Origin of the sequence: Methylomonas koyamae (genome assembly GCF_019669905.1) — a bacterium.
GTDB lineage: Bacteria > Pseudomonadota > Gammaproteobacteria > Methylococcales > Methylomonadaceae > Methylomonas > Methylomonas koyamae.
The window spans coordinates 3,104,224-3,121,120 of record NZ_AP019777.1; the positions used below are offsets into that span (position 1 = coordinate 3,104,224).

A 16,897-nucleotide genomic window follows, 5' to 3' on the forward strand; every position below is an offset into this window, starting at 1 on the left:
CGATCATCGCAAAAAGGCCGGACGCCGCCGGCCGTTCAGTTCAGTTCTATCATCGCCACGCTGCCGTCTTCCATGACTTCCGCCATGTGCCCGGCCGGTTCGGCGATGAATTGAACGCTTACCGCCACTACCGCCGCCGTGGCGGCAATGGTCAGGAAGAAGGTTTCCGGCGTCACGAACGACAGCACGGTCAAAAAGGTCACGCCGCCGACGTTGCCGTAAGCGCCGACCATGCCGGCGATTTGGCCGGTCATGCGGCGTTTGATCAGCGGCACCATCGCATACACCGCGCCGCAGCCGGCCTGGACGAAAAACGAGCACAAGAAGGTCACGGCGAAGGCCAACGCAATCGGCCAGCTCGACTCAATTTGCGACATCGCCGCATAACCGACCGCGCAACCGAGTACGCAGATAGTTAACGACAATTTGCGGCCGTATTTATCGCTGAGCCAGCCGCCGCCGGGACGCGCCACCAGATTCATGAAAGCGAAACTGGACGCCAGCAAGCCGGCTTGTACCGTGCTGATTCCGGTATGTTTGAAAGTATCGTGGAAGAACATCGGCAGCATCGACACCACGGCCAGTTCCGAGCCGAAAGTCACCAGATAGGCCAAATCCAAAATCGCCACCTGTTTGAACGGGTAGCGGTGTATCGCTTCGATGGGTTGGGCCAGGTGTTCGGCGTTGATGTGCACGATTTTGTAAACGTTGTAGGCAAACAGCGTCCAAATCGCGACGTAAGCGGCGATGGTGGCCGGCTCCGACAACAATTTCATGCCGGTCGGCGACAGTTTCCAGGCCAGCAGGGTCAATGCCGCATACAGCGGCACACTCATCAGGATGTACAGCGCCAAGTCGGCGTAGCTGGTGACTTCCATCGCCCCGGCCTTTTTCGGTTTGAAATAGGTCGAGCCCTTCGGCGTATCGCTGACGCTGAAAAAATACAGGACCGAATACAGCAAGGCCAATACGCCGGTCGCCGCAATCGCGTAACGCCAGCCATTCTCGCCGCCGAAGGCCAGCGCCAGCGACGGCAATACGATAGCGGCCGCGGCCGAACCGAAGTTGCCCCAGCCGCCGTAAATGCCTTCGGCGATGCCGAGCTGCCGGGCCGGAAACCATTCGCCGACCATGCGGATGCCGATCACGAAACCGGCGCCGACGAAGCCCATCAGAAACCGGGCCAGCGCCAGTTGTTCGAAATTGTCGGCCGCGGCGAACATGAAGCACGGCATGCTGCCGACGGCCAGCAAGGCCGAATAGGTGCGCTTCGGCCCGAACTTGTCCACCAAAATGCCGATCGCGATCCGCGCCGGTATCGTCAGCGCCACGTTCAGAATCAAAATGGTCTTGGTCTCGGCCGGGCTGAGTTTCAGCGTTTCGGCAATCGCCAACATCAACGGCGCGTGGTTGAACCAGACCACAAAGCTGATGAAGAACGCCAGCCAGCTCATGTGCAAAATTTTCATTTTGCCGGTAAAACTGAAAAGTTCGAGTTTGCTTGCAGACATAAAAAATCCAAGAACGGAGTGAATGAAACTATTGGCCGGCGGCCGCGGCGGACGGCGATGCCGCGCCGGCCGCCGCAATGCGCGGGTGGGTGGCGTTGTGCAACGCCAGAGATAAAGCGAAAACCAAAAGTGCCAGCAGCAACGACAAACCCTTCCAAAACGCCAGCGGGTTGCGTTCGATCAGCGCCGGCCGGGCCTGGCGCAGATAGGTTTGGTTGGGGTAGCGCAGGTCGTGGACGAATTCGGCGATGTCGGCGTAGCGCTGGTTCGGGTCGGGATGTAAGGCCTTGCGCAACGCATGGTCGACCCACAGCGGAATCTGCGGTTGCGCGTAATGCAGCTCTTGGTAGCGCAGTTTGTATTGCGCCTGCCGGCTGCGGCACTGGCTGACTTCCGCGCCGTACGGCAAGCGGCCGCTCAGCATCTGGTAGGCGATAACCGCCAACGAATACAAATCCGAGCGCGGCGTGCCGGCCTCGCCGAGAAAATATTCCGGCGCGGTGTATTGGGCCGTGCCGAGGATGGCTTGCCGTTCCGGTTCCGGCAGGATTTCGGCAACGCCGGCCACCCGCACCGAACCGAAATCGATGATTTTTACCGCGCCGGCATGGTCGATCATGACGTTTTGCGGCCGCAGGTCCTGATGCAGCATTTCCAGGCGGTGAAACGCACGCAAGCCCTTGGCGATCTGTTCGACGATGGCCCGCACCGCTTCCAGCGCCGGCTGCGGATGGTCCAACATCCACTGCGCCAAGGTGCGGCCGTCGACGAATTCGCTGGCGACGTAGAGGAAATGGCGTTTGCGGGTCTGCGGGCACGGCTTCAGCACGAAGGGGCTGTCGATCCGGCGCGCGATCCAGTCTTCCATCAGAAACCGTTCCAGATAGGCCGGATCGTCGCGCAGGTCGAGCGACGGCGATTTGATCACGACCGGCAACCGACTCTCGGTGTCGATGGCCAGATGGACATGGCTGCGGCTGCTGACGTGCAACTCGCGCAGCACGGTGTAACCGTCGAATTCCATCCGCTCCCGCAACAACGGCGGAAACGGCAGGTCGGCCAACGCCGTCAGCAATTCCCCGGCATCCGCTTGCGGCAGTTGCTCGATGCGGACGATCTGTACCGTCAGGTTGTCGCCGCTGCCGGCGGCCAGTGCGGTATCGGCCATGGCTTTGGCCGCGGCGTCCAGATCGTGGCCGGCCGCGGCGACGGCCTGGGCCATCGCGCTCGGTTCGACGAATTCGTAAACGCCGTCGGTGGCCAGCACGAACACGTCGCCGCATTCGACCGGCTCGGCCCGGTAATCCAGTTCCAGATGGCTGTCCATGCCCAAGGCCCGGCTCAGATAACTGGTGTCCGGCGACACCCACAGCCGGTGGTCGTTGGTCAATTGCTCCCATTCGCCGCCGCGCACGCGGTAAATCCGGCTATCGCCGACGTGGAACAGATAGGCGGTGGCGGATTTGACCACCAGCGCGCTGAAGGTGCAGACGTAGCCGCGGTCTTTGTCGTAACAGTAGCGGCTGTAGCGGGTTTGCGCGTACAGCCAGGAATTGGTGGCAAACAATACTTTCTGCACCGATTTTTTTACCGACCAGGCTTCGGAGGTACAGTAATAATCCAGCAAAAAACCGGTTACCGCGGCCTGGCTGGCGACGTGGCTGACGCCGCTGCTGCTGATGCCGTCGGCCACGGCGACCGCGATGCCTTTGGCGCTCAATTGCGGTTCTTTGGCAATGTAAACGCCGTAGTAATCCTGGTTCAGCGGCTTGCGGCCGCGGTCGGAATATTGGCCGACGCCGACGGTAAGTCGCCCGGACATGTTCGCTCCGGCCCCGGCTCAGTAGCTCTTATACGGCAGGAATTTGCCGCTCATCACAATCCTGACCCGGTCGCCTTTCGGGTCCGGCTCGCGCTGCAAATCCATGCTGAAATCGATCGCGCTCATGATGCCGTCGCCGAACTCTTCGTGGATCAAGGCTTTAAAAGTCGTGCCGTAGACGTTGACCAATTCGTAAAACCGATAGATCAGCGGGTCGGTCGGTACCGCGCTCGGCAGCGAGCCTTTGTAAGGCACCACTTGCAATTGCTCGACGGCTTCTGCCGGCAATTCCAGTAACGCGCCTATCGTCGCGGCCTGCTCGGCGGTCAAGGTCATCTGCTCCAACAGCGCGGCCGTGGTCCATTCCTTGCTCATGCCGATAGCCTCGGCCAGTTGCGGCCAGGTCAGTTGTTTGCGCAGTTTTTGCGCGATAACCAGTTCGGTGACTTCGTTACGGTTCATGTTGTGTGCTCCTGGGCTAGCGAATAGGCAATGGCCGGCCCGCCATGCTGCGGGCCGGATCGGGCTTAGTGGACGGCACGCTTCGGCGCAGTTCTGACGTGGGTCGAATACAAGGTCAGGCCGGTAAAGGCCAGACCGCCGACCAGATTGCCGAGTACGGTCGGAATTTCGTTCCAGATGAAATAATCGGCGATAGAGAAATTGCCGCCCATGATCAAGCCGGACGGAAACAGAAACATGTTCACCACCGAATGCTCGAAGGTCATGCCGAAGAACAGCATGATCGGCATCCACATCGCGATGACCTTGCCGCTGACCGAAGTCGAAATCATCGCCCCGACCACGCCGGTCGACACCATCCAGTTGCAAAGCATGCCGCGGATGAAAATGGTCATCCAACCGGCCAGGCCGTATTTGGCGTAACCCAGGGTACGGGCTTCGCCGATGCCGGCCAGTTTCTGGCCGACCGCATCGGGCGACACCGAAAAGCCGTAGGTAAACACGACCGACATCATTACCGCGACGGTCAGCGCGCCCAGAAAGTTGCCGACGAAGACCAAGCCCCAATTGCGCAGGATACCGCCTAGCGTGACGCCGGGCCGCTTGTCCAACCAGGCCAGCGGCGACAGCACGAATACGCCGGTCAACAGGTCGAAACCCAACAAATACAGCATGCAGAAACCGACCGGAAACAGAATCGCACCGAAGATCGGCGAACCGGTCTGCACGGTAATCGACACTGCAAACACCGCCGCCAAAGCCAGGATCGCTCCGGCCATGTAAGCCCGGATCAAGGTATCCCGGGTCGACATGAAGACCTTGGATTCGCCGGCATCGACCATTTTCGTGACAAATTCCGCTGGAATCAGATAAGACATAATTCACCTTTGAGTTGGATTAGGTACGCAAAAACCCAGACGCAACAGTACAAACGCCCGGATGGATTTTATGGAGCCCGATCGCGCAAGCCTCCGTCCCCGACAACTGGCGCCGTTATTCGCCGATTGTTGGACCTGAGACTTCAAGGTGGGAAACAATGGGCAAATGCCAAGCGCCGCCCGCAAATCGCGAGCCGCTGTTCAACGCCATTGTTGAAGGGGAATTGGTGCTACCGTGCACCGGCCAGATGTGAAGCAGAATTAATGCCAACCTTCGCAATACCGCCAATTGCCGGGCGGCGTAGCTCGCCGAACCCGGCATCGGCGGCGCGAACCCGCACCAACTTGGATCGGGAGCGCACCAAAACCGGAGCAAGCCGGCGGTCGGCCAGGGTTTGGCCAGCCGACCCGGTTTACGCGGATGCCGGCAACTATTTCGCAGCGGCTAACGCTCATCGTTATAGACAAGTGCCGTCATGCCCGCAGGACTCGGGCATCCAATGCCATGGACGGCAACGTCAAGCTATCCTTGCAGCCTGGATTCGCTTAACGGTCTACGGCTCCGGCACAAATCCGTCAGGAACGGATTTGCATTAACCCGAAGGGCATTGGGCAGGATAGCCCAATGTGAATCCCTGCCGGAATGACGGTTACAAACAAAGATGTGTATAACGGCTAGCGGCTAACGCGCCGTAGCTGCGGCGCGCACGGCGCCGGCCAGTTCGGCGGCGAAGCGGCTCAAACAGGCACTCTGTGCGGCAACGATGGCGTCGGCACTGTCGGCCGCCGCTTCGCTGCATTCGAAGCGCTTGCCGGCCAGGCTTCGTTCGCCTTGCTTCAATTGCCATTGCGCCGACAGCACGCTACGCCCGGCCGCAGTCTGGTGCAATTGCAGAATGTCGAAACTGAGCTGGTAATCCAGCCGCTGCCGGGCCGGCCACGGGTAGCGCACCACCTGCTCGACACCGAGCCGGCCGGCTAAGGCCTGACTCAGGGTGCGGGCAATATTCTCGTCCAGCCGTTCCGCCCAGCGGTTGCGTTCGTCCAGCCGGTACTGGTGCTCGCTCAAAGCCGTGACCAATTGCGGCCGGTCCAGATAAGCCGGCAAGCGGATCGGCCCCAAACCGATGACCGTTCCCGCCGGCAGCGCCGGGCCGGATTCGACGAGCGGCGGGTTGTCGGCCGCCAGCATGTAAAACTGCAGCGGCGCGCTGCCGCACGCGGCCAATCCGGCCAAAGCCGCGGCCGCCAGGGCCGGAAAACTCCATCGCATCCAGTTCATCGCCTGTAACTTACCTCTATTTACCGTAAATGATCGCGCTCGGCTGCCGCTCCAGCGATTCGCCCAGGTCTTTCAGGGCACGGGCGGCGTTGCGCATTTCCTGCATCGCCTGGCTCAACGGTGCGTCCGGCGCCGCCATCGCCTCGACCGCAGCCAGCGTACCCTGCGACGATTGCATGACCTGGGTGGCGGTGTTCAAGCTGGTTTCCACGGCTTTCAGTACCGGCAGCAATTGCTTGTTCAACTCCTGTAACGTAGTGCGGGTATCGCTCAGCGCGCCGTTGGCGTTGGTCAGCAACGGCCCGCTTTGGCTATTCAATGTCGCCATCAGTTTTTGGGTTTCCTGCAGCGACTTGGCCAGGGCCGCCATCGATTTGCGGGTATCGTCCGATTGCAACAAGCCGCGAATTTCGGCCAGGGTTTCCGACAGGTTTTTCAAGGTGTCTTCCAACGGCAACTGTTTGGCGCGGTTGATGATTTCGTCGGCGGTATTGCGGATTTCGTCGACCGTGGTCGGCACGCTGGGCAGTTCCGGCAAGTTCTTGTAATCCAACTTGACCAGATTCATCGGTTTATCGGCATGGAAATTCAGATCCACGTACAGCAAGCCTGTTAGTAAGCTTTGAGTTTCCAAACGGCCTTTCAGGCCCAGGTCGATCAATTTTTGCGCGGCCTGGCGGTGCTGTTTCTCGGTATGGGCGCCGCCCTGCTGGCCGGAGACGTCGCGCAGCAAGGCCGGGTCGATTTCGATCACGACCGGTTTGAACACCCGCCCGGTGGCTTCGTCCATCACTAGCGAAATTTCGTTGACATTGCCGATCTGCACCCCCTGCAATTTGACCGGCGCGCCGACGTTCAAACCGTTCAAGGCCGAATCGAAAAAAATCACGAAACGGTTCTTTTCCTTGAAAAACTGGCCGCCGCCGAACACCATCAAGGCTACGACCAGCAGCGTCAAAGCGCCGACCAGAAAAGTGCCGATTGCCAATGGATTGGCTTGTTTACTCACTTATTTACCGCTCCCTTTTATGTGCTTGCCGGCGTGGCGCCCGTCCTGCTCGCCGCGGGTCAAGAAGCGGACGATGCTCGGGTCGGCGGATTGTTCCAGGAGTTGGCGCGGCGGGCCGCCGGCGATCATGGTGTGGGTCTCTGCATCCAGAAACACCGAGTTGTTGCCGATAGCGAAGATGCTATCCAGATCGTGGGTAACGACGACGATGGTCGCCGACAACGCGTTGCTCAAGCTCAAAATCAAATCGTCCAGCAGCTTGGCCGTGATCGGGTCCAGGCCGGCCGACGGCTCGTCGAAAAACAGAATTTCCGGGTCCATCGCCATCGCCCGCGCCAGGCCGGCCCGCTTTTGCATGCCGCCGCTCAATTCCGACGGGTAATAATCCTCGAAGCCGGCCAGGCCGACCAAGGCCAGTTTGTACGATACGATTTCCCGGACCTTCTGCGCCGGCAGCGTGGTGGCTTCGGTGATCGGCAACGCCACGTTTTCGGCCAGCGTCATCGAACTGAGCAAGGCACCGCTTTGAAACAATACGCCGGTCCGGGCCAGAATCCGCTCGCGGGTTTTCGGGTCGGCCTGCCACAAGCCCTGTTCGCCGTAATATACGTCGCCCTGCGCCGGCGCCTTCAAACCGATCATGTGCCGCAGCAGCGTGGTTTTCCCGCAACCGTTGCCACCCATCACGACGAAGACGTCGCCGCGGTTGATCGTGAAATTGAGATCGCGCTGAATCACGAAATCGCCGTAGGTCATGGTCAGGTCTTTGACCGTGATGCAAGCCTCGGACATGACTAGATCCCGAGCCGGTTGCAGATAATGGTCATCACCGAATCGGCAACGACGATGAAAACAATCGCAGTGACCACGGCCGACGTGCCGGCCTCCCCCACCGCCGAGGCGCTGCGGCCGCACTGCATGCCGCGCATGCAGCCGGACAACGCGATCAGGATGCCGAACACCGCGCATTTAACAAAGCCGATGGTGAAGTCCTTCATTTTCACGGCGCTGGCGGTGCGGTCCAGATATTCGGTCAACGACACGTCGAAGAAATTGACGGTGACCAGGCCGCCGCCGATGATGCCCATCAAATCGGCGTACAAGCACAACAGCGGCATGATCAGAATCAGCGCCAGCATCCGCGGCAATACCAGAAACGCCATAGGGTCCAGATTCATCGTGCGCAAGGCGTCGATCTCGCTGTTGACGTGCATCGTGCCGAGCTGGGCGGCGTAGGCGGCGCCGGTGCGGCCGGACATGATGATCGCCGTCATCAGGCCGCCCATTTCCCGAGTCATGCCCAAGCTGACCAGATTGGCGATATAGATTTGGGCGCCGAACAACGACAACTGCACCGCGCCGACGAAAGCCAGAATCAGGCCTACCAACAGGCTGATCAACGTGACGATAGGCAAAGCCGACGGCCCGCATTCCTGCACGTACAACCACAAATCTTCGCGGCGGAAGTGGGCCTGGCCGCGCACGGTCGCCAGCGTACTCAACGCCATTTCGCCGACGAAAACCAACATGGCCCGGCTTTCGCGCAAGGTTCCCAACCAGGCGGCATGCATGGCCTCGTGCCAGGATACCGACTGCTGGCTGCGGTGGGCGTCGATCCGCTCCGGTACCGCTGCGGCTAGCGCCAACAGGTTCTGGATCGGCAGCGGCAAGCTGGTTTTATCGACCGCGACGCCGCTGCGATTGGCGCATTCGATCAATTTCACCACTTCGGTGACCAGCATGCTGTCCCAGCGGCCGAGACCGGCGGTCGCAAACTGCAGGCTTTTTAATTGGCTATCGTGTTCGATTTGCGCCAGCACCGGCTCCAAGGCCGGTACCGGCGCGTCCAGCACCCAGTCGCCGCTCAACGCCAGTTCCAGCGTTTGCTGGCGGCGGACGGTATTGATCGAGGCAGCGGAGTTAACGGTGGCGGACGATTGATTGCTAAGCGTCATTCCTGAAATTACCGAATGGAGCGGGCGACAAGTATGCGCACAAGCCCGCAACATGACAAGAGCCTAGCAGCAAATGGCCGTGGGCATCGGGTGCGGCAGCCTTTTCGTTCGAGACCGATTTGTCTTATGTTTGGGTCATGCTGTGCGCATGTCCCACGGCAGCTTTCGACCCAAAGTAGTCGGTGATAGAGCCTAATTGAGCGATAGCAGTTCAGCCATAACCAGCCAATGGTATTGCATTTCTTCCTTAGAAATCCAAAAGACCAAACCCAGCAACGGGTTTGGGACTTTTCAGTTTTGGCAAATCTTCAAGCGAAGACTTTCTTTTTTCCATATTCACGGCTAGCAAATCCCAATCCCCACATGCCAAGGACAACGAGAGACAGACTACCCGGTTCGGGAACGGTTGCCGATAAACTGCCGAAAAGACCGTCGGCCTCGTCGTTAAGCCCGGCGGTGAAATAGAGCTTGTTCTTTTCTCCACCATTGCCTCCGTTGCCGAAAGCAAGCCCCCAAAGTCCATCGATCACTATGGGATTGCCTGAATCGTCCAACAAATCCCCGAGAAGAACGCCGGTAACGGGATCGAAAGCGTTGATCCTGCCGTCGCCGAAATTGCCAACCAGCAAGGCGTTGCTGTATTCGCCAAAATCGGAGGGCGCTATCGTGATACCCCAAGGGGAGTTTAGTGGTCCATTAGAAATTAGACGCGTAAATTCGTTGGTGTTTGGGTCGTATTTGTCGACAAAGCCATTACCGTCGCCGGGCATGTCGTCACCCCCTACACCTTGTTTAGCAAAGGTGACGAAGATGGTTCCGCCGATATTCTGGACGTTGAATGGGGCAAATCCGTCAGGCAGGGTGGGATCGATGAAAGAACCGAGCGGATTGTATGAACTGCCATATTTTTCCAATCCGCCTGATGACGCAAAATTGGCCGCAAAAAGCGCATCTTGAGTAGAGTCGATAGCCAATCCTTTGTAATTCACACCAGATGTGGAATTATCGACCCGTGTTGCTGCGACGGTACCACCTTGCCAACCCGCGATCGTGCCACCTTCGGTGGCGAAAATAAATCTATCTCCGGAAAAAGCCGTTACGTTACTGTTGAAGACCTGACCGGTGGGTTTGGCTACAGTGCCTACCGGACTACCCGGTGGTGGTGGTGGCACCGTGACAACAAGACCCTGAGGGATTCCGCTTGTGTTGTAAATCGTAGAAAGCCCAGTTCCATTATCTGAAACCCAGAATGGGCCTACAGGACTAGAGGATATTCCCCAAGGATTCACTAAATTGGGATCGGTGTAAGCCGCGAGTCCAGGTATGTTGGAAACTAGGTTTTCCTGGCGATACCCAGCCATCGCCTGTTGCGATAATAAGCTGGCGCTAATGGCTGCAATAAGGGCGATCAGGGGCAAAGAAATGCCTTGAGTTGTGCGTATAGGATACATGGCTGGAATCTCCCGTGTCTTAAAAGATAGATTTGTTCACAAACTCTGCCGATGAGGCAGTCACAGATCATCTTGCCCCCCCAGAAACAAAGATTGGTAATTCAAAGAGCTAGTACACCCTCGGTTTAGGAGGATTGTCTTGCCTTATTCTTCGAAGTCGTCAGTATTGGCTAGTGTTTGAATAGTTATGAGAAAGGGGTTGCGTAGCCCGTTACAGACTACAAAACCACCTAGTCCCAGATTTCCAGTTCGCTATCATTTCGGCGAATTTGTACAACTCGGCCAGTCGTATTTTGTTCAATCCGAGCGATGTTTGGATCTTCTACGGTATCTGCAATGATGTGTCAACACAAAAACGGACACATAATTCAACGGCTTGATGCCGCAATGCGTAATTAACCGGAGACAGATAGCCATTGGCGGAATGCAACCGCTCTCGGTTGTAAAACGCTATTTACTTTCTAAACAGAGGCTAGTTTTTATCGTTTTATTAAACTCTTTCAAGATATTCAAGTGAAATAATTAATGGGAACCTCTAAAAATTGCGCCCGGCGAGTAAAATGAGTCGGAGCTAAAGACCTTTGGAGAGCAGAGATGACGGTGGCACAAGACGACCTTTTCGGTTCCCTGTTTGAACATCGAGATCGTCGAATCGATCGTTTGGGTAATCCGTTGTTGGAATTGGACGCGCAAGTGGATTGGGACGCGTTCCGGCCGCTGCTGGATCGAGTCCATCACAAAGTCCGCAAATCGTCTGCCGGGCGTAAGCCTTGGGATGGGGTGTTGATGTTCAAAGCGTTGGTCATCGCCAGTCTCTACAATCTGAGCGACGAGCAACTGGAGTTTCAAATCGAAGACCGGCGCAGTTTTCAGCGTTTTATCGGTTTGTCGGATGCCAAGCACGCGCCGGACCGCAACAGTTTCTGGCTATTTCGCGAGTCGCTCAAGGCGTTGAAATTGACCGAAACCTTGTTCAACGAATTCAACCGGCAATTGGATCGCGCCGGCCTGATTGCCCGCAAGGGTCAACTGATTGACGCCAGCTTCGTCAAGGCGCCGGTGCAGCGTAATACGCCGGACGAGAACGCCCGGATTAAAGCTGACGAAACCGTCGAGGACTGGTCAGCCTCCAAACGCCGTCAGAAGGATACCGATGCGCGCTGGACCAAGAAAGGTGACAAGAGTTATTACGGGTACAAGAATCACGTCAACGTTGATAATGCCCACAAGTTGGTGCGCAAATACACGGTCACCGATGCCAGCATCCACGACTCCCAAGCCCTGAACGGCTTGCTCGATAGCGGCAATACCAGCCGGGATGTGTGGGCCGACAGTGCGTACCGATCCGAAGCCACGGAAGCCTGCCTTAAAGCACAAGGCTACCGCAGCCGGATTCACCGCAAAGGGGTGCGCGGCAAACCGCTGACTGACCGGGAAAAACAAGGTAACAGTACCCGCTCCAAAACCCGTTGCCGGGTCGAGCACGTGTTTGCCTGGATGGCGCAATGGGGCGGTAAGACGATCCGTTGCATTGGCCTAGCCCGCGCCGAAGTGCGTATCGGCTTCATGAATCTGGTGTACAACATGCGACGTTTTTGCGCCATTCGCAGGGTAGCTGCGTCTTGATGCCGCCCATCGGAGCTGAAAAGGTTTCGAGTTGAAGGTAGTCCGCTTGGAAATGTCCGCTTTCGAGCGCGTTTTACGCCCCGAATCTGATTAATCGTGGATTTTTAGAGGCTCCCTAATGCCTTTTCATTAATGTAGTTATGCATAAAAGTTGACAAAAATCCTCAGTAGAAACCATATAACCTCTATGCTATATCTTGCGTTAACTGCTAAATCTATCGGAAGGCAGGTGGTGAAAAGCCGCGGATCCCGAATAAATAAGCTACAGGAAAACCGACTTCAGGATGGGTTATTAGAATTTCCACAAATCCATATCAGAACGCTGAATTTATATGGATTGGTTGAGGAGCATCGTCTTGGATAAAGAAAAATAATGCCTCAAAACTATTTGGTATTACCAATGTGACCAATGCCTGCATCAACCCCAATACACCTGGATTTAGCTGGAAAAAGCCCGACCTAAATATTCTGAGACGGCATACATCGAACCAAATCGGTTCACGGCAGAATGGACAAAGAGCCTTTGAAGCTTTGCGATAAGCTGTCGCTCAAAATGCGGGGTGGGTTTGCTCAATTCCACTTTTTTCTTGGGGCGAACTTATGAAAAAATTATTATTGATATTCCTTATGACATTTTTAGTTGGTTGTTGTGGATTAGATAAGCCACGATTTTGCGTGCCAACAGTGTATAAAGCTGCAAGAGGGAGGCCGACTATAAACTCCGAAAGAACTGTGTTTGGAGTTATGGGAAGAAATCTATGGTGGTACACGCTCCTTCCCTTGGCTATACCTGTTGACATCATCAGCGTTACTCTATTAATTGGCACGATGCCCATTTCTGGTCAAATCTTGGATGCGGGAAGATAATTTCCGAACGCTGAATACCTTCGAAACGGAACGAAGTAGAAGTAGGCTGGGTTGAATGATAATGAAACCCAGCTTCGAAGCTGGTAAATTTTGTAATCCAACGAGCAGTTTGAATGCAAAGAAACTCGGTTATTTCAAAGCAATTGCTGGGTTTCGCGTTGCTCTACCCAGCCTACGGCCCTTGTTTGAAAATGCTTGTGCAAAAATCAATGAACTCAAACAACAACTGGCATAACACGTCGCTCAAAGAGAGGCTCCGCTTCGCCGCGCGCCCCTTAGCTTGGCGTTAGGCAGCACCCAAAATGCCACTCGATCTCCACCGCTTGTCGACGCTTCGGCCATTCCTGTATCACCTGACGGCAAGCCAGAACCTCGCCTCAATCGAGCTTAGGAGAGAGCTTTCGTGTACAAATCAATTGCTTACCGAAGTCAGTATGCAAGGTCTCGGAAGCAAACGACGCACGGAGCACTTGGAGCTTGGAACTGGCATAGTCATCCGTGACCAGAAGCCACTCTCGGCCGGGTCTATCGCCTTCGAAGATGGTTGGAACCTTGAGCGCTTCGTCTCCTACGTGAACGACCATGTCTTCTTCTGGCCCGGCACTGAGTCTGGGCCTATTGACGCAGGGATAAACCACTACACAAGGTACGCGCATGAGCAACCCGTGGTCCTACGCTTTCCAGCAGATCCCAACACACTCACGAACCTCTACTTTTGCCGGTACAACTCCGGCGCACCACGCTGCTCAGGTGGAAAGCACAGCCCGCGCGGCAGTTTCACCTATCAGCCAGCAAGCCACTTCAACGGCAGTTGCTCGCAAGTCACTGAAGTCGTCGCGAAGGGTAAACTCGCGTTACCAGGCAGCACCCAGGTGGCAGCCTCTCCTTCAGGGCCGTGGGCACCGCTCGCAGGTGCTACCTAATCGGGTAAGAGTCTGTAAGGTACACACCGCGTACCATCAGTAAGCCATCATGGTAGCGACAGCCAAAAGGTACGCTGTGCGTACCCTACATCTGGTGTGGGAAAAACCAAGTCGTTGACAGAATATGGCCGGTTCGCAGTCGTTGGCTTGCATATGCTTTTTGACGGCTTGTGGCCGAAAGCCAACCCTCCTCAACACAAACCACCACACCGGCAAAAAACCTGCAAGCTGATGTCCAAACTACGCTCGGCCAGCAAGCCTCGATGGAATCGAGGCTTCGGAGAGCAACATTTTTTCAATTGCCGATATTGGCTCGATGGCGAAATGGTCGCCCTAGCCGGCGGTTAAATCCTTAGGGGCTCAAGCCACCTCCTGCTCTGCCGCCCGGCGTTGGCCGTTGGGCAGCATGCCGTACAGGCCCAGTTTATGGCGCAGCACGTTGCGGCTGATGTCCAGCATCCGCGCGGTCTGCACCTGGTTTTGTTCGCAGTATTCGAAGGCGGAACGGATCACCGTCTCTTCGATGATTTCGAATAACTTGGCCGGCGCCTGGTCGAACAGGCGTTGCAACGAGGTTTCCAGCGATACGGTGGAAACGGCCTGGCTTTGCTCCGCCACCCTGACCCCGGACAGTTTAAAGTCCTCCGGCCGCAGGCAATTGCCGGGGCAAACCAGCAAGGCGCGATGCACCGCATTTTCCAGTTCCCGGATATTGCCCGGCCAGTCGTAATTCAGCAGCGCCAACTCGGTGGCCGGCGACATTTTCACGTCGCCGTAACCCAGACGGTCGGCGTAAATTTTCAGGAAATGCCGGGTCAACGGCAGGATATCGCCCGGCCGCTCGCGCAGCGGCGCCAAATGGATCGCGGCGACGTTGAAGCGGTAATACAAGTCGGCGCGGAAATGTTGCGCGGCGACGGCTTCTTCCAGGTTGACGTTGGTGGCGGCGATGATGCGGACATCGACAGGCACCGGGTGGCGCGATCCGACTTTGACCACCTCCCGTTCCTGCAACACCCGCAGCAACTTGGCTTGCAACCCCAACGGCAAATCGCCGACCTCGTCCAGAAACAGACTACCTTTATTGGCGGTTTCGAACCACCCCATTTTGGTAGCTAGGGCACCGGTAAACGCGCCTTTTTCATGGCCGAACAATTCGCTTTCGATCAAATTCTCGCTCAACGCCGCGCAGTTCAGTGCGCCGAAGGCTTCCCGGCTGCGCCGGCTCAAGGCGTGGATATGCCTGGCCACCAGCTCCTTGCCGGTGCCGGTCTCGCCGATGATCAATACCGTGGCGTCGCTGGGCGCGATCCGCTCGATCTGCTCCAACAGGCGGCGGGAAACCGGGTCCTCGAAAACCAAGGCGCTTGCCCGCACCGACAGTGCCAACGAACGCGATTGTTGCTCGTCAAAAGCTAATAAAGTCATAACATCCCCTAATAACGGTCAATAACAATTTAGCCGTCTTATATTCAAATTTATACCGGCAGTTAGGTTCGATATTCCTACCGCAGGTTTTCCGCTGCAATTGCGTTTTAATTACCCGGCTCCGGTGCAGGTTAAACCGGGAATTTGGTCGATTTAAACGCTGCGGCAGAACCGGAATCTATCGGCTTTAACGGATTAAACGATCCGAATATTCAGGCCGGCAACGAATCCGGTTTACCCATGGAATTAGCAAGCTATAACCGAAAAACGCTTTAGCCGTATCGGCCGATATTTAATTGGTAGGTCTCGGCAAAGCCAATAACCGCATTTATCTTTAATGGACGAATCGAGCGTCGAAATTAAAATCGGTAACCCCTAAAAATAAGGTTTGGCCCAACCAACTTACGGTAAATAGTACCGTTACAGCCCCCCGCGAATAAAACGTTAAAATTAGAAAAGCAAATCGAATTAGTGCATAACAATCAGCGGATCGCTCACGCCGAGGCATATCAATCCGCATGCGCCAACCCCCGCCGCACGAATCGACCGAGATCGTCGAGACACCCCATCCCCCGGCTGCTGCACTGCCAGCAGCCGATAAACACTCCGCCGCCAAATCTGATGCCAGACGAACATTCCGCCCCCTCCTCCAACCGGACCGATTGGCAAGTTGCACCGAGTCGCTCCGGATAGATTGAAAATTTTCTACCTTAAAAATCAGCCAATTAGAAAATAGCCACTAAGACCCAGCAGCAAAAACCGCCCGATCCGTCCGGTTTGGCACAGCTTGTGCGATATAGCTCACAGTCACCCCGAATTTCGAACCGGAGCTTGCATCCGCGCCACGAACAGCCGGGACGTTTTTTCTGAACGAGGAACCACGATGAGTACGCCTTTCGCAACAATCAAACATCTGGATGCCGAGAGCTGGACCGACGCCGAAGTACCGTCATTAAAACCGGCGGCAAATTCGCTGTTGGACGGCTTCGCACAAACTCCGCTGGCTAATGCCTTACAGAGCTTTAAGTACACCAGCAAAACCCGCGACCACAAGCTGGTCGATTTTCTGGCAATCGGCGTTCTGTCCGTGCTGATCCACACCACGCTGCTGGAACAATTCCGCGGCGCGGCGTTGGAACAGGAATTCGTCGAACCGGTAAAAGAACCGCCCAAAGTGCAAATCACGCTGAGCCGGCCGCGGCCGGTAGCACCGCCGCCTCCGGTTGTGCGCGAACCGCCCAAACCCAAGGTTGTGCCGCTGAAACCGCCCAAGGTCAAACCCAAACCGGTGAAACAGGAAGCCGAACCGGCGCCGATCCCCGATCCGACGCCGGGACCGGTCAGCGATTCCGCGCCGCCGGCTCCGCCTGCGCCGCCGGCGCCGGTGGTCGAGGAAAAAATCACGCCGCCCACGGCCGGCGCCGACTATCTGCATAACCCGCCGCCGGAATATCCGGACATTGCCCACGAACGCGGCTGGGAAGGCAAGGTGCTGATGAAGGTGCACGTCCAAGCCGACGGCAAACCCGACAACATCACGGTGATCAAAACCAGCGGCCAAAAAGTGCTGGACGACGCCGCAGTCAAGACCGTTTCCAAATGGTCGTTCGTACCCGCCAAACGCGGGGATACCCCGGTCGCCGGTTACGTGACCGTTCCGATTACTTTCAACTTATCTTGAGG

Annotated in this window: 14 protein-coding genes; 4 read left to right on the forward strand and 10 right to left on the reverse strand. The window is 56.6% G+C overall.

Annotated features, from left to right (window positions below; all coding sequences use genetic code 11):
- Positions 1–35 precede the first annotated feature (35 nt).
- The 9 genes from MKFW12EY_RS13925 to MKFW12EY_RS13965 form a co-directional block, all read right to left on the reverse strand.
- Entirely contained in the window at positions 36–1,511 is a 1,476-nt protein-coding gene (locus MKFW12EY_RS13925; protein WP_221053198.1) for a NarK family nitrate/nitrite MFS transporter, read from the reverse strand.
- Positions 1,512–1,539: 28 nt separating this feature from the next.
- Positions 1,540–3,333 (reverse strand): bifunctional protein-serine/threonine kinase/phosphatase, encoded by a 1,794-nt coding sequence (locus tag MKFW12EY_RS13930; RefSeq protein ID WP_221053199.1) that lies wholly within the window; start codon positions 3,331–3,333, stop codon positions 1,540–1,542.
- An 18-nt stretch (positions 3,334–3,351) separates the two neighbouring features.
- Complete coding sequence (gene cynS / locus MKFW12EY_RS13935) at positions 3,352–3,795, reverse strand: cyanase (RefSeq protein ID WP_054763667.1); 444 nt, start codon at positions 3,793–3,795, stop codon at positions 3,352–3,354.
- 65 nt (positions 3,796–3,860) lie between these two features.
- A complete protein-coding gene (locus MKFW12EY_RS13940) occupies positions 3,861–4,673 on the reverse strand; it encodes a formate/nitrite transporter family protein (protein WP_054763668.1) in 813 nt (270 codons plus the stop codon).
- Positions 4,674–5,355: 682 nt separating this feature from the next.
- Positions 5,356–5,955, reverse strand: coding sequence for a PqiC family protein (locus MKFW12EY_RS13945; protein ID WP_221053200.1), 600 nt, complete (start codon positions 5,953–5,955; stop codon positions 5,356–5,358).
- A 16-nt stretch (positions 5,956–5,971) separates the two neighbouring features.
- Complete coding sequence (locus tag MKFW12EY_RS13950) at positions 5,972–6,964, reverse strand: MlaD family protein (RefSeq protein ID WP_221053201.1); 993 nt, start codon at positions 6,962–6,964, stop codon at positions 5,972–5,974.
- Positions 6,965–7,756 (reverse strand): ABC transporter ATP-binding protein, encoded by a 792-nt coding sequence (locus tag MKFW12EY_RS13955; RefSeq protein WP_054763615.1) that lies wholly within the window; start codon positions 7,754–7,756, stop codon positions 6,965–6,967. It abuts the gene before it with no gap.
- Positions 7,757–7,758: 2 nt separating this feature from the next.
- The gene (locus MKFW12EY_RS13960) at positions 7,759–8,919 is read right to left on the reverse strand and encodes an MlaE family ABC transporter permease (RefSeq protein WP_054763616.1); all 1,161 of its coding nucleotides are present in this window, start codon (positions 8,917–8,919) and stop codon (positions 7,759–7,761) included.
- Between the two features lie 308 nt (positions 8,920–9,227).
- A complete protein-coding gene (locus MKFW12EY_RS13965) occupies positions 9,228–10,370 on the reverse strand; it encodes a TIGR03118 family protein (protein WP_054763617.1) in 1,143 nt (380 codons plus the stop codon).
- Positions 10,371–10,964: 594 nt separating this feature from the next.
- Between MKFW12EY_RS13965 and MKFW12EY_RS13970 the strand changes: the two genes are divergently transcribed.
- The 3 genes from MKFW12EY_RS13970 to MKFW12EY_RS23300 all read left to right on the forward strand — a co-directional run bounded on the left by MKFW12EY_RS13970 (position 10,965) and on the right by MKFW12EY_RS23300 (position 13,786).
- The gene (locus MKFW12EY_RS13970; RefSeq protein WP_245006310.1) at positions 10,965–11,996 is read left to right on the forward strand and encodes an IS5 family transposase; all 1,032 of its coding nucleotides are present in this window, start codon (positions 10,965–10,967) and stop codon (positions 11,994–11,996) included.
- Between the two features lie 928 nt (positions 11,997–12,924).
- Positions 12,925–13,098 (forward strand): hypothetical protein, encoded by a 174-nt coding sequence (locus tag MKFW12EY_RS13975; protein WP_157199652.1) that lies wholly within the window; start codon positions 12,925–12,927, stop codon positions 13,096–13,098.
- A gap of 67 nt (positions 13,099–13,165) precedes the next feature.
- On the forward strand, positions 13,166–13,786 hold the full coding sequence (locus tag MKFW12EY_RS23300) for a DUF7002 family protein (RefSeq protein ID WP_054763656.1): 621 nt from the start codon (positions 13,166–13,168) through the stop codon (positions 13,784–13,786).
- Positions 13,787–14,146: 360 nt separating this feature from the next.
- On the opposite strand, the gene MKFW12EY_RS13980 is transcribed toward MKFW12EY_RS23300, so the two are convergent.
- A complete protein-coding gene (locus MKFW12EY_RS13980; protein ID WP_054763655.1) occupies positions 14,147–15,214 on the reverse strand; it encodes a sigma-54 interaction domain-containing protein in 1,068 nt (355 codons plus the stop codon).
- Positions 15,215–16,097: 883 nt separating this feature from the next.
- On the opposite strand from MKFW12EY_RS13980, the gene MKFW12EY_RS13985 reads away from it, so the two are divergent.
- Positions 16,098–16,895, forward strand: a complete 798-nt coding sequence (locus MKFW12EY_RS13985; protein ID WP_221053202.1) for an energy transducer TonB — start codon at positions 16,098–16,100, stop codon at positions 16,893–16,895.
- Positions 16,896–16,897: the final 2 nt, after the last annotated feature.